14 protein-coding genes are annotated in these 13,578 nt (G+C 72.6%); 12 read left to right on the forward strand and 2 right to left on the reverse strand.

The genetic code is table 11. From position 1 onward, the window contains the following. The first annotated feature begins 75 nt into the window (after positions 1-75). The 4 genes from IF88_RS0114215 (at position 76) to IF88_RS47785 (ending at position 3,933) form a co-directional block, all read left to right on the forward strand. A complete protein-coding gene (locus tag IF88_RS0114215) occupies positions 76-1,965 on the forward strand; it encodes an AMP-dependent synthetase/ligase (RefSeq protein WP_030710939.1) in 1,890 nt (629 codons plus the stop codon). Between the two features lie 422 nt (positions 1,966-2,387). Further along, the gene (gene hemW, locus IF88_RS0114220; RefSeq protein WP_030710941.1) at positions 2,388-3,620 is read left to right on the forward strand and encodes a radical SAM family heme chaperone HemW; all 1,233 of its coding nucleotides are present in this window, start codon (positions 2,388-2,390) and stop codon (positions 3,618-3,620) included. A gap of 56 nt (positions 3,621-3,676) precedes the next feature. Beyond that, complete coding sequence (locus tag IF88_RS47780) at positions 3,677-3,769, forward strand: Uma2 family endonuclease (RefSeq protein WP_234323520.1); 93 nt, start codon at positions 3,677-3,679, stop codon at positions 3,767-3,769. Positions 3,770-3,795: 26 nt separating this feature from the next. Next, complete coding sequence (locus IF88_RS47785) at positions 3,796-3,933, forward strand: hypothetical protein (RefSeq protein WP_234323521.1); 138 nt, start codon at positions 3,796-3,798, stop codon at positions 3,931-3,933. A gap of 1 nt (position 3,934) precedes the next feature. On the opposite strand, the gene IF88_RS0114230 is transcribed toward IF88_RS47785, so the two are convergent. Together IF88_RS0114230 and IF88_RS0114235 are read right to left on the reverse strand one after the other, a co-directional pair. Beyond that, positions 3,935-4,738 carry a DUF3097 domain-containing protein gene (locus IF88_RS0114230; protein WP_030710943.1) on the reverse strand — a complete coding sequence of 268 codons (804 nt, stop codon included), beginning with the start codon at positions 4,736-4,738 and terminating at the stop codon, positions 3,935-3,937. 28 nt (positions 4,739-4,766) lie between these two features. Continuing rightward, a complete protein-coding gene (locus tag IF88_RS0114235) occupies positions 4,767-5,492 on the reverse strand; it encodes an MBL fold metallo-hydrolase (protein ID WP_030710945.1) in 726 nt (241 codons plus the stop codon). Positions 5,493-5,640: 148 nt separating this feature from the next. On the opposite strand from IF88_RS0114235, the gene hrcA reads away from it, so the two are divergent. The 8 genes from hrcA to IF88_RS0114275 all read left to right on the forward strand — a co-directional run bounded on the left by hrcA (position 5,641) and on the right by IF88_RS0114275 (position 13,570). Further along, complete coding sequence (gene hrcA / locus IF88_RS0114240; protein WP_030710947.1) at positions 5,641-6,657, forward strand: heat-inducible transcriptional repressor HrcA; 1,017 nt, start codon at positions 5,641-5,643, stop codon at positions 6,655-6,657. Then, positions 6,658-7,794, forward strand: a complete 1,137-nt coding sequence (gene dnaJ / locus IF88_RS0114245; RefSeq protein WP_030710948.1) for a molecular chaperone DnaJ — start codon at positions 6,658-6,660, stop codon at positions 7,792-7,794. It begins immediately after the preceding gene. A gap of 156 nt (positions 7,795-7,950) precedes the next feature. Then, the gene (locus IF88_RS0114250) at positions 7,951-9,042 is read left to right on the forward strand and encodes a nitronate monooxygenase (RefSeq protein ID WP_030710949.1); all 1,092 of its coding nucleotides are present in this window, start codon (positions 7,951-7,953) and stop codon (positions 9,040-9,042) included. Further along, on the forward strand, positions 9,039-9,782 hold the full coding sequence (locus IF88_RS0114255; RefSeq protein ID WP_030710950.1) for a 16S rRNA (uracil(1498)-N(3))-methyltransferase: 744 nt from the start codon (positions 9,039-9,041) through the stop codon (positions 9,780-9,782). Before IF88_RS0114250 ends, IF88_RS0114255 begins: the two co-directional genes overlap by 4 nt. 129 nt (positions 9,783-9,911) lie before the next feature. After that, positions 9,912-10,271, forward strand: coding sequence for a histidine triad nucleotide-binding protein (locus IF88_RS0114260; RefSeq protein WP_030710951.1), 360 nt, complete (start codon positions 9,912-9,914; stop codon positions 10,269-10,271). A gap of 3 nt (positions 10,272-10,274) precedes the next feature. Next, positions 10,275-11,180, forward strand: coding sequence for a ribonuclease Z (locus IF88_RS0114265; protein ID WP_030710952.1), 906 nt, complete (start codon positions 10,275-10,277; stop codon positions 11,178-11,180). Between the two features lie 94 nt (positions 11,181-11,274). Continuing rightward, complete coding sequence (locus IF88_RS0114270) at positions 11,275-12,369, forward strand: carbohydrate kinase family protein (protein ID WP_051836850.1); 1,095 nt, start codon at positions 11,275-11,277, stop codon at positions 12,367-12,369. 157 nt (positions 12,370-12,526) lie between these two features. After that, a complete protein-coding gene (locus tag IF88_RS0114275; protein WP_037805910.1) occupies positions 12,527-13,570 on the forward strand; it encodes a PhoH family protein in 1,044 nt (347 codons plus the stop codon). The last annotated feature ends 8 nt before the right edge of the window (positions 13,571-13,578 follow it).

Here is a 13,578-nt window from a genome sequence, read left to right on the forward strand (position 1 = left end):
CAAACCCGCCAGTCCCCAGCGCCCCCAAGCGCCCCACGCCCACGCACTACCGCGTGGATCGGTCCGGAGGATGTCGTGAGCGACACACAGGCCTATCTCGAGAACCGCCCGCCCACCGTGGCGGTGCTCTTCCTTGAGCGCGTCGCAGCGACGCCGAACGCGGAGGCCTACCGGTTCCCGGTGCCCGCGGCCGACGGCCAGGGCGCCGACGACTGGAAGTCGCTCAGCTGGGGCCAGGCGGCCGAGCGGGTCTTCGCCATCGCCGCCGGGCTGATCGCCCTCGGCCTGCAGACCGAGGAGCGCGTCGCGCTCGCCTCCAACACCCGGGTCGAGTGGATCCTCTCCGACCTCGGCGTGATGTGCGCGGGCGGCGCGGTCACCACCGTCTATCCCAGCACCAACGCGGACGAGTCGGCCTTCATCCTGGCGGACTCCGAGAGCCGGGTGCTCATCGCCGAGGACGCCAAGCAGCTGGCGAAGGCGCGCGAGCGGCGCGCCGACCTGCCGAAGCTGGAGCACGTCGTGGTCCTCGACGCCGCGGACGCGGTCGCCGCCGACGGCGACCCCGAGGGCTGGGTGCTCTCGCTCGCCGAACTGGAGGCGCGCGGCAAGGAGTACCTCGCCAAGCACCCCGCGGCGGTCAAGGAGCGGGTCTCGGCCATCACCTCCGACCAGCTCGCCACCCTCATCTACACCTCCGGCACCACCGGCCGCCCCAAGGGCGTGCGGCTGCCGCACGACAACTGGTCGTACATGGCCAAGGCCATGGTCGCCACCGGCCTGATCGGCCGGGAGGACGTCCAGTACCTCTGGCTGCCGCTGGCGCACGTCTTCGGCAAGGTGCTGACCTCGGGACAGATCGAGGCCGGGCACGTGACCGCCGTCGACGGCCGGATCGACAAGATCATCGAGAACCTGCCGATCGTGCAGCCCACCTACATGGCCGCCGTCCCGCGCATCTTCGAGAAGGTCTACAACGGCGTGGCCGCCAAGGCCCGCGCCGCCGGCGGCGCCAAGTACAAGATCTTCCAGTGGTCGGTCGGCGTCGCCCGCGAGTACGCCAAGGTCACCCAGGACAACTTCCGCCGCACCGGGCAGGCGAGCGCCCCCTTCGGCCTCGCCACCAAGCACAAGATCGCCGACGCGCTCGTCTACTCCAAGCTCCGCGAGGCCTTCGGCGGCAACCTGCGCGCCGCCGTCTCCGGCGCCTCCGCGCTGGCGCCCGAGATCGGCTACTTCTTCTCAGGCGCGGGCATCCACATCCTGGAGGGCTACGGCCTGACGGAGTCCAGCGCGGCCTCCTTCGTCAACCCGGGCGAGGCCTACCGCACCGGCACGGTCGGCAAGCCGCTCCCCGGCACCGAGGTCCGCATCGCCGACGACGGCGAGGTCCTGCTGCGCGGCCCCGGCATCATGCAGGGCTACCACCGGCAGCCGGACAAGACCGCCGAGGTCCTGGAGTCCGACGGCTGGCTGCACACGGGCGACATCGGCGAGCTGTCGGCCGACGGCTACCTGCGCATCACCGACCGCAAGAAGGACCTGATCAAGACCTCGGGCGGCAAGTACGTCGCCCCGGCGGAGATCGAGGGCCAGTTCAAGGCGATCTGCCCGTACGTGTCGACCATCGTCGTGCACGGCGCCGACCGGAACTTCTGCTCGGCCCTGATCGCCCTCGACGAGCCGTCGGTCCTCACCTGGGCGGCGGACAACGGGCTGGAGGGCAAGACGTACGGACAGGTCCTGGCCGCGCCGGAGACCGAGCGCCTGATCGAGACGTACGTACAGACCCTGAACGAGGGCCTCCAGCGCTGGCAGACGATCAAGAAGTTCCGGCTGCTGCCGCGGGACCTCGACGTCGAGCACGGGGACCTGACGCCCAGCCTGAAACTGAAGCGGCCGGTGGTCGAGCGTGAGTTCAAGCACCTGATCGAGGAGATGTACGAGGGGTCGCGCGAGGCGTAGCGCCTGCCGCGGGCTTGGCAGGGCGGGGCGGCTGGGCCGCCCCGCGGACCCCGCCGGCCCCCGCCGCTCCCTGGCGGGCCTGGGAGGGGGCTGCCGGTCCGTGCTGCCCTGCGGGTCCGCTTCCCGGGGCTCCGCCCCGGACCCCGCGCCTCAAACGCCGGCGGGGCTGGAATGGTGCGGGTCCGCCCCCCCCGGCCAGGCCCCGCGCCTCAAACGCCGGTGGGGCTGGAATGGTGCGGGTCCGCCCCCCCCGGCCAGGCCCCGCGCCTCAAACGCCGGCGGGGCTGGAATGGTGCGGGTCCGCTTCCCGGGCAGGCCCCGCGCCTCAAACGCCGGCGGGGCTGGAGTGGTGCGGGTCGCTTCCCGGGCAGGCCCGCGCCGCAAACGCCCGCAGGGCTTTTTTCGTGCGGGATGATGGGGGTATGCCTTCCGCACTGCCCGACGGTGAACCCATGCCCGAAGACGGCTCGCTGCCGTCGCATGCCCTGGTGGGCGCGGGGGAGCGGCCGCTCGGTTTCTACCTGCACGTCCCCTACTGCGCCACGCGCTGCGGGTACTGCGACTTCAACACCTACACGGCCACCGAGCTGCGGGGCACCGGAGGCGTGCTCGCCTCCCGGGAGAACTACGCCGACACCCTGATCGACGAGGTCCGCCTCGCACGGAAGGTGCTCGGGGACGACCCGCGGGCCGTACGGACCGTGTTCGTGGGCGGCGGTACGCCCACGCTGCTGCCGGCCGGGGACCTCGTACGGATGCTCGCGGCGATCCGCGACGAATTCGGCCTCGCCGAGGACGCGGAGATCACCACCGAGGCCAACCCTGAGTCCGTGAACCCGGAGTACCTGGCCGAGCTGCGCGCCGGTGGCTTCAACCGGATCTCCTTCGGCATGCAGAGCGCGAAGCAGCACGTCCTGAAGGTGCTGGACCGCACCCACACCCCGGGCCGCCCGGAGGCCTGCGTCGCCGAGGCGCGGGCCGCGGGCTTCGAGCACGTCAACCTCGACCTGATCTACGGCACGCCCGGGGAGTCGGACGAGGACTGGCGGGCGTCGCTGGACGCGGCCCTCGGGGCCGGCCCGGACCACGTCAGCGCCTACGCGCTGATCGTGGAGGAGGGCACGCAGCTGGCGCGCCGGATCCGCCGGGGCGAGGTCCCGATGACGGACGACGACGTGCACGCCGACCGCTACCTGATCGCGGACGAGGTCATGGCCGGGGCCGGGTACTCCTGGTACGAGGTCTCGAACTGGGCCACCTCGGAGGCCGGGCGCTGCCTGCACAACGAGCTGTACTGGCGCGGCGCCGACTGGTGGGGCGCCGGGCCGGGCGCGCACTCGCACGTGGGCGGCGTCCGGTGGTGGAACGTCAAGCACCCGGGAGCGTACGCCGCCGCGCTGGCGGAGGGCCGCTCCCCGGGCGCGGGGCGCGAGCTCCTCTCCGAGGAGGACCGGCGGGTCGAGCGGATCCTGCTGGAGCTGCGCCTCGTGGACGGCGTCCCGCTGTCCCTGCTGGCCCCGGCCGGGCTCGCCGCCTCCCGCAGGGCCCTCGCGGACGGGCTGCTGGAGGCCGCGCCGTACGAGGCCGGGCGGGCCGTCCTGACCCTGCGCGGCCGGCTCCTCGCCGACGCGGTGGTCCGCGACCTGGTGGACTGATCACCCGCGGAGTGAATCGCTGCGAATGAGGGGCCAGGCGCGGCCCCGCTCTGGCGATGGTGGTCGAGGTCGTCTCCAAGACCAGCAAGCTCCGCGACTACGTGACGAAGCGCTCCGTCTACGCGGCGGGCGGCATCCCCACTATTTGATCATCGGCCCCTGCCAAGCCAAGTGCGTGGTGCTCACCGAACCCTTCGGCGCCGGAGAGGAAGCCGACTACCGGACCGAGCGGACCGGCACGTTCGGTGAACCGGTCCCGCTCGACGTCCTCGGTGTCACGCTCGACACCGCGGAGTTCGACACCCTGCCGTAGCTCAGACCGGTGCCGTGACGAAGTCGATCAGTTCCTCGACGCGGCCCAGGAGCGTCGGCTCCAGGTCCTTGTAGGACGTCACGCGGGACAGGATGTGCTGCCACGCTGCGCCCGTGTTCTCCGGCCAGCCGAGCGCCCGGCAGATGCCCGTCTTCCAGTCCTGGCCGCGCGGGACCACCGGCCACGCTGCGATGCCCAGCGCGGACGGCTTCACCGCCTGCCAGACGTCCACGTACGGGTGGCCCACGATCAGGACGTCCGGCGAGGTCACCGAGGCCGCGATGCGGGACTCCTTCGAGCCGGGCACCAGGTGGTCCACCAGGACGCCCAGGCGGGCGTCCGGGCCCGGGGCGAAGTCGGCGACGACGGCCCGCAGGTCGTCGATGCCCTCCAGGTACTCCACCACCACGCCCTCGATGCGCAGGTCGTCGCCCCAGACCTTCTCGACCAGTTCCGCGTCGTGGCGGCCCTCCACGTAGATGCGCCCGGCCCGCGCCACCCGTGCCCGGGCTCCCGGGACGGCGATCGAGCCCGAGGCCGTACGGGAGGGCGCCGACCGGCCCCGGGGCGGGCGGACCAGCGTGACGACCGCGCCCTCCAGCAGGAAGCCCCGCGGCTCCATGGGGAACACCCGCCGCTTGCCGAAGCGGTCCTCCAGGGTGACCGTGCCCGCCTCGCAGGCCACCACCGCGCCGCAGAAGTCCGTACCCGCCACCTCGACCACCAGATCGGGCTCGGCCGCCACCTCGGGCACCGCCCGGGGGCGCTTCCACTGCGGGGTCAGGTCGGGGGAGTACTCGCGCATCCGGCCGACAGTAGGAGAGCGGCCCGCGTCATGTCTCCGACACGCCGAAACGGGCTGCCAGTGTGGCGCGTTGCGCACGGACGAAGTCGGCCGTGACCACCGCTCCGTGACCCGGCACGTACAGTGCGTCGTCCCCGCCGAGCGCGAGCAGCCGGTCCAGGGCGGCCGGCCACTGCCGGGGCGTCGCGTCCGGACCCGCCAAGGGCTCGCCCGACTCCTCGACCAGGTCCCCGCAGAACGCCGTCTCGCGCTCGCCCGGCACGAAGACGGCCAGGTCGTGCCGGGTGTGCCCGGGCCCCACATTGGCCAGCAGCACCTGCAGCCCGCCCAGTTCCAGCGTCCACTCCCCGGACACCAGGTGCTTCGGCACCACCAGTAGGTCCACCGCCTCGGCCGCCTCCGCCTCCGCCAGGCCGTGGCGCACCGCGTCCCCGCGCAGGTCCTCACGGCCCGTCGAGAGCAGCGCGTCCAGCCCGACCGCACCGAAGACCTCCGCCCCGGAGAAGGCGGCACCGCCCAGCACGTGATCGAAATGGCCGTGCGTGAATGCGATATGGGTCACGCGCCGACCCGCCAGCCGCTCCGCCTCGGCCCGCACCTGCGCGCCCTCCCGGAGACAGGAACCGGGGTCGATCAGGAGGACCGACTCGTCGCCCACCACCAGCCCCACGGTGCAGTCCCACACCGGCAGCCGCCGCCGGCCGGCCCGTCCGGTCAGCCGTTCCCAGCCTTCCTCTTCCCAACGCACGTCCATGCCGCGACGCTACCCTGGCGGGCCTCCCTTGCCAGGGTCTGACTACCCGGCCGTACACTGAGCGGGGGATCTCTGGCACTCGAACGGACAGAGTGCCAACGAACACGGCAGAACACGGCAACGGACCAGAGCTGGAGGTGTGCCCGCGATGCTCAGCGAACGCAGACTCGAAGTGCTGCGCGCCATCGTCCAGGACTACGTCGGGACGGAGGAGCCGGTCGGCTCCAAGGCGCTCACCGAGCGGCACCGGCTCGGCGTCTCGCCCGCGACCGTGCGCAACGACATGGCCGTGCTGGAGGACGAGGGCTACATCGCCCAGCCCCACACCAGCGCCGGCCGGATCCCCACCGACAAGGGCTACCGGCTCTTCGTCGACAAGCTGGCGGGGGTCAAACCGCTGTCGACGCCCGAGCGCCGGGCCATCCAGAACTTCCTCGACGGCGCCGTCGACCTCGACGACGTCGTCGGCCGCACGGTGCGGCTGCTCGCGCAGCTCACCCGGCAGGTAGCGGTCGTGCAGTACCCGAGCCTGACCCGGTCGACCGTCCGGCACGTGGAGCTGCTCTCGCTCGCTCCCGCGCGCCTGATGCTCGTACTGATCACGGACACCGGACGGGTCGAGCAGCGGCTCGTCGACTGCCCGAGCCCCTTCAGCGAGGCCTCGCTCGCCGACCTGCGGGCCCGGCTCAACAGCCGGGTCGTCGGGCGGCGCTTCACCGATGTGCCCCCGCTCGTCCAGGACCTCCCCGAATCCTTCGAGGCCGAGGACCGCGGCACGGTCTCCACCGTGCTGTCGACGCTCCTCGAAACCCTGGTCGAGGAAGCCGAGGAACGGTTGATGATCGGCGGCACCGCCAATCTCACGCGCTTCGGACACGATTTTCCCCTGACGATCAGGCCGGTGCTCGAGGCGCTGGAGGAGCAGGTCGTGCTCCTCAAGCTGCTCGGCGAGGCCAACGAGTCGGGAATGGCCGTACGGATCGGGCATGAGAATGCCTACGAGGGACTGAACTCCACGTCCGTCGTCTCCGTCGGTTACGGTTCGGGCGGCGAAACAGTCGCCAAACTCGGCGTGGTCGGACCGACCCGCATGGACTACCCCGGAACGATGGGAGCGGTACGCGCAGTGGCACGTTACGTCGGACAGATCCTGGCGGAGTCGTAAGTGGCCACGGACTACTACGCCGTTCTCGGCGTGCGCCGCGACGCATCGCAGGACGAGATCAAGAAGGCCTTCCGGCGGCTCGCGCGCGAGCTGCACCCGGACGTGAACCCCGATCCCAAGACGCAAGAGCGTTTCAAGGAGATCAACGCCGCCTACGAGGTCCTCTCGGACCCGCAGAAGAAGCAGGTCTACGACCTCGGCGGCGACCCGCTGTCCTCCTCGGGCGGCGGCGGCGCGGGCGGCTTCGGAGCCGGTGGCTTCGGCAACTTCTCCGACATCATGGACGCCTTCTTCGGGCAGAGTCAGCAGCGCGGACCGCGCTCGCGGACCCGGCGCGGCCAGGACGCCATGATCCGCCTGGACCTGGAGCTGGACGAGGCGGCCTTCGGGACGACCAAGGACATCCAGGTCGACACGGCCGTCGTCTGCACCACCTGCTCCGGTGAGGGGGCCGCTCCCGGCACCTCCGCGCAGACGTGTGACATGTGCCGCGGCCGCGGAGAGGTCTCGCAGGTCACCCGGTCCTTCCTGGGCCAGGTCATGACCTCGCGCCCCTGCCCGCAGTGCCAGGGCTTCGGCACCGTGGTCCCGACCCCGTGCCCCGAGTGCGCGGGCGACGGCCGGGTCCGCTCCCGTCGCAGCCTCACGGTCAAGATCCCGGCCGGCGTCGAGAACGGCACCCGGATCCAGCTCGCGGGCGAGGGTGAGGTCGGCCCCGGCGGCGGCCCCGCCGGCGACCTGTACGTGGAGATCCACGAGCTGGCGCACCCGACCTTCCAGCGGCGCGGGGACGACCTGCACTGCACGGTGACGATCCCGATGACGGCGGCCGCACTGGGCACCAAATGCCCGCTGGAGACGCTGGACGGCCTGGAGGAGATCGACATCCGGCCCGGCACCGGCTCCGGGCAGGCCATCCCGCTGCACGGGCGGGGCGTCACCCACCTGCGCGGCGGCGGACGCGGCGACCTGATCGTCCACGTCGAGGTCACCACCCCGGGCAAGCTGGACGCCCAGCAGGAGGAGCTGCTGCGCCAGCTGGCGAAGCTGCGCGGCGAGGAGCGGCCGATGGGCCAGTTCGCGCCAGGTCAGCAGGGGCTGTTCAGCCGCCTGAAGGACGCGTTCAACGGTCGCTGAGCGGCCGGCGGACACCGCCGAGAGCCCGGCCAGGGGATTCCCTGCCGGGCTCTTCGCATGGGCCCGGCGGCGGCCCGGGAGCGGGGCCGCAAGCGGACTATGCCAGGCGAATGCCATGATTCGGCCCCATGAGCGGGACATGGCACGATGCAGTCCATGTCCTCCGTGCCGAACGGTCTCTCCCCTTACCCGATCGTGCAGGCTCCCATGGCGGGCGGCGTCTCCTGCCCGCCGCTCGCGGCCGCCGTGTGCGAGGCGGGCGGGCTGGGCTTCCTGGCCGGCGGCTACAAGACCGCCGACGGGATGTACCAGGAGATCAAGCAGGTGCGCGCCCTGACCCGGCGCCGGTTCGGCGTCAACCTCTACATGCCGCAGACCGGCTACGTGGACCCGGCCGCGGTGGAGGCGTACCGCGGGCAGCTGGCCGGTGAGGCGAGCTGGTACGCGGTCTCGCTCGCCGACGAGGACATCATCGGCACCAGCGACGACGGCTACGACGCCAAGCTCGCCATCCTCCTCGAAGACCCGGTCCCGGTCGTCTCCTTCACCTTCGGCTGCCCCTCCTCCTCCGCCCTCGCCGCCCTGCGCAAGGCCGGTACGTACACGGTCGTCACGGTGACCTCCGTCGAGGAGGCCCGTGCGGCCCAGCAGGCGGGCGCCGACGCCGTGTGCGTCCAGGGCGTCGAGGCGGGCGGCCACCAGGGCACCCACCGCGACGACCCGCAGGCCGACGGCACGGCGGCCGTCGGGCTGCTCGCGCTGGTGGCCCAGGTGCGGGAGGCCGTGGCCCTGCCGATCATCGCGGCGGGCGGCCTGATGCGGGGCTCGCAGATCGCGGCGCTGCTGGCGGCGGGCGCCGAGGCGGCGCAGTTCGGGACGGCCTTCCTGGCCTGCCCGGAGTCGGGGGCGGACCCTGCGCACAAGAAGGCACTGACCGACCCGCTGTTCGTCCGGACCGAGCTGACCCGGGCGTTCTCCGGGCGGCCGGCGCGGGGGCTGGTGAACCGCTTCATGCGCGAGCACGGCCCGTACGCCCCGGCCGCCTACCCCCAGGTCCACCACCTGACCTCGGGGCTGCGCAAGGCGGCCGCCGCGGCCGGGGACCCGCAGGGCATGGCCCTGTGGGCGGGCCAGGGGCACCGGCTGGCGCGGGCGCTGCCGGCGGCGGAGCTGGTGGAGGTACTGGCGGCCGAACTGGCCGAGGCACAGAGCACGTTGAAGGCAATGCAGATGAGGAGTGCGTCATGACCGCCCCGGTGTTCGTGGTCGAAGAGGTCCCCGCGGGAGCGGAGTTCGTCCTGGACGGCCCGGAGGGCCGGCACGCGGTGTCCGTGAAACGGCTGAACCCGGGCGAGGCGCTGGTCCTGACTGACGGCCGGGGCGGCTGGGCGGAGGCGGTGGTCAAGGCGGCGGAGGGCAAGGACCGGCTCGTCGTGGCCGTGTCCTCGGCCGGACTGGAACCGGAACCGGCCGTCCGCATCACCGTGGTCCAGGCCCTGCCCAAGGGCGACCGCGGCGAGCTGGCCGTCGAGACCATGACCGAGACCGGCGTGGACGCGATCGTGCCCTGGCAGGCCTCCCGCTGCATCACGCAGTGGCGCGGGGACCGGGGGGCCAAGTCCCTGGCCAAGTGGCGGGCCACCGCGCGCGAGGCGGGCAAGCAGTCCCGCCGGGTCCGCTTCCCGGAGGTGGCCGAGGCCATGTCCACCAAGCAGGTGGCGGCGCTGCTCGCCGAAGCCGACCTGGGGATGGTCCTGCACGAGGACCGCGACACCCCCTCCGACGCCCTGGCCACGGCCGCACTGCCGTCCTCGGGTTCCGTCGTCCTGGTCGTCGGCCCGGAGGGCGGCGTCTCCCCGGAGGAGCTGGCGGCCTTCGCCGCGGCGGGGGCCCGCCCCTACCGCCTGGGCCGCTCCGTCCTGCGGACCTCCACGGCCGGCACCGCGGCCACGGCGGTCCTGCTGGCCCGCACCGGCCGCTGGGCCTGAGGGCGCCGGCCGGTCCCGAGGGGCCGCTCCGCCTCCCGGTCCCGGGCCGACGGGCCGAAACGGCCGCCCGCGGCGGGCCCCAGGCTGGATACGATGCCCGGACCGATCAACATCACGGGAGGCTCAGCAATGGCCGGGGAACCGCAGGCGGACTGCCTGTTCTGCAAGATCGTCGAGGGGCACATCCCCGCGACCGTGGTCCGCGAGACCGAGACCACGGTCGCCTTCCGGGACATCAACCCGCAGGCGCCCACGCACGTGCTCGTCATCCCCAAGGTGCACTACCCCGACGCGGCCTCCCTCGCCGCCGCCGAGCCGGCCGTCGCCGCCGACATACTGCGCGAGGCCGGTCAGATCGCCCTCGACGAGAAGATCGTCGACCACGGCTACCGCGTGGTCTTCAACACCGGCCCCGGCGCCGGGCAGACCGTCTTCCACGCGCACGCGCACGTCATCGGAGGCCGTGGCCTCCAGTGGCCCCCCGGATAGCACGTGTCCGTAAGAGAGTTCGTCGTGCTGGGCACCGCCAGCCAGGTGCCCACCCGGCATCGAAACCACAACGGATACCTGCTGCGCTGGGACGGCGAGGGCATCCTCTTCGACCCGGGCGAGGGCACGCAGCGGCAGATGCTGCGGGCCGGGGTCGCCGCGCACGACATCAACCGGATCTGTGTCACCCACTTCCACGGTGACCACAGCCTCGGACTGGCCGGGGTGATCCAGCGGATCAACCTCGACCAGGTCCCGCACCCCGTCACCGCCCACTACCCGGCCTCCGGACAGAAGTTCTTCGACCGGCTGCGGTACGCCACGGCCTACCGCGAGACCGTGCCGCTGCGCGAGGAACCGGTGGCCGCCGACGGGACGCTGGCGCAGGGGCCGCCGTACGTCCTGGAGGCCCGGCGGCTCTCGCACCCGGTGGAGTCCTTCGGCTACCGGATCACCGAGCCCGACGGGCGCCGCATGGTGCCGGAGCTGCTCGCGCGGCACGGCATCAAGGGGCCCGACGTGGGCCGGATCCAGCGCGACGGGCGGCTCGGCGAGGTCACCCTCGACGAGGTCAGCGAGCACCGGCCCGGACAGCGGTTCGCCTTCGTCATGGACACCCGGCTGTGCCCCGGCGTGGACGCGCTCGCCGAGGGCTGCGACATGCTGGTGATCGAGTCGACCTTCCTCGACGAGGACGAGCGGCTGGCCACCGACCACGGGCACCTCACGGCGGGCCAGGCGGGGCGGGTGGCGCGGGCCGCGGGGGTACGGCACCTCGTGCTGACGCACTTCTCGCAGCGGTACACGGACCCCTCCGCGTTCGAACGGCAGGCGCGGGCCGCGGGCTTCGAGGGCGAGCTGACGGTGGCGGAGGACCTGGTGCGCGTGCCGCTCCCCAAGCGCGGCTGAACGGGCGGGTGATCTGCGCCACACTGGGGTTCGGCCCTGCCCCGGGCGGGCAGGGCTGGCAGCTTTCCGCCGGAAACTCATCGGGGAGTACACCGTGACCAGTAGGGACCTCGACAGCCGCGCAGCCGCAGTGGACCCGCTCGGTCCGGTGCGCGATCCGCAGGAACCGGGCTGTGACGTCTTCCTGACCGGGACGGTCTTCCTCGACATCATCTTCACGGGCCTCGACTCGGCACCCGTCCGCGGTACGGAGTCCTGGGCGCGCGGCATGGGCTCCAGCCCCGGCGGCGTCGCCAACATGGCCACCGCCCTGGCCCGGCTGGGCCTGCGCACCTCGCTGGCCGCGGCCTTCGGGGACGACCACTACGGCGAGTACTGCTGGGACGCCCTGGAGCAGGGCGAGGGCATCGACCTGTCCATGTCGCGCACGATCCCCGGCTGGCACAGCCCCGTCACCGTCTCGATGGCCTACGAGGGCGAGCGCACGATGGTCTCGCACGGCCACGAGGCACCGCCGCCCGCCGACGCCGGCCCCTTCCCGCACTGCCCGCCGCGGGCCCGCGCGGCCGTGGCCGCGCTCGGTGCCGGCCGGGGCGAGGAGTGGATCGGCGAGGCCGCCCGGCACGGCTCGCGGATCTTCGCGGACGTGGGATGGGACGACAGCGGGCGGTGGGACCTGGGGGCCCTGGCCGACCTGGAGCACTGCGAGGCCTTCCTGCCGAACGCGGGCGAGGCCATGCGGTACACCCGCACCGACTGCCCGCGCGCCGCCGCCCGGGCGCTCGCGGAGAAGGTGCCGATCGCCGTGGTCACGATGGGTGCGGAGGGTTCGTACGCGGTGGACGGGCGCACCGGGGAGACGGCCCAGGTCCCCGGGATCACGGTGGACGAGCTGGACCCGACGGGGGCGGGGGACGTGTACGTGGCGGGCTTCGTCACCGGCACCCTGGCGGGCTGGCCCCTCGCGGACCGCCTCGCCTTCGCCGGGCTGACGGCCGCCCTGTCCGTCCAGGAGTTCGGCGGCTCCCTGTCGGCCCCCGGCTGGCCGGAGGTGGCCCACTGGTGGCGGACCGCCCCGCACGCGTTGCGCGGCCGCTACGGCTTCCTGGACGACCTGATCCCGCCCGGCTCCGGCCCGGCGGCCCGGCGCAGAGCCGTGCCCACGATCGGCTTCCGGCACTCCGCGTGACCGCACGGCCACAGGGCCGTGGCGCCACGGGGGCCGCGCGGCGAGGGCGTAAAACCTCTCGGGGAAGCAGCGGCGGCGACGTACGCTTGGTATTCCGGAGGTCGTCGATCGGCGCGGCCCCTCAGCGGGAGGTATGTGCAGGCCACAGTGCCGGCCCATGACTCAGACACCCACAGCCCACATTCCAGTGCCGGGGCAGGCGCGAGCCCACTTCACCGTCCCGGCCAGGCACCCGATGGTCACGGTGCTCGGATCCGGTGACGCCCTCTTGCGCGTGATCGAGAAGGCCTTCCCGAAGGCCGACATCCATGTTCGGGGCAATCAGGTCAGCGCGATCGGCGACGCGGCGGAAGTCGCGCTGATCCAGCGCCTGTTCGACGAGATGATGCTGGTGCTCCGCACCGGGCAGCCGATGACGGAGGACGCAGTGGAACGCTCGATCGCCATGCTCAAGGCGAGCGGCAACGGCAACGGGAACGGGCCCGAGGAAACGCCCGCCGAGGTGCTCACCCAGAACATCCTCTCCAGCCGCGGCCGCACCATCAGACCCAAGACCCTCAACCAGAAGCGGTACGTCGACGCGATCGACAAGAACACGATCGTCTTCGGCATCGGCCCCGCCGGTACCGGCAAGACCTACCTGGCCATGGCCAAGGCGGTCCAGGCCCTGCAGTCCAAGCAGGTCAGCCGGATCATCCTGACCCGGCCCGCCGTCGAGGCGGGGGAGCGGCTCGGCTTCCTGCCGGGCACCCTCTTCGACAAGATCGACCCGTACCTGCGCCCGCTCTACGACGCGCTGCACGACATGCTCGACCCCGACTCGATCCCGCGGCTCATGGCCGCCGGGACCATCGAGGTCGCGCCCCTGGCGTACATGCGCGGACGCACGCTCAACGACGCCTTCGTCGTCCTCGACGAGGCGCAGAACACCACCGCCGAGCAGATGAAGATGTTTCTGACCCGGCTCGGGTTCGACTCGAAGATCGTCGTCACCGGTGACATCACGCAGATCGACCTGCCGGGTGGCGCCAAGAGCGGTCTGCGCGAGGTCCAGCAGATCCTGGACGGGGTGCCGGACATCCACTTCGCGCGGCTCACGTCCGAGGATGTCGTCCGCCACAAGCTGGTCGGCCGTATCGTCGACGCGTACGAGAAGTACGACGACGGCCAGCAGGCCGCGAACGGCCACCAGCGGAAGTAGACCCCAGC

The organism is Streptomyces sp. NRRL F-2580 (genome assembly GCF_000720115.1).
GTDB lineage: Bacteria > Actinomycetota > Actinomycetes > Streptomycetales > Streptomycetaceae > Streptomyces.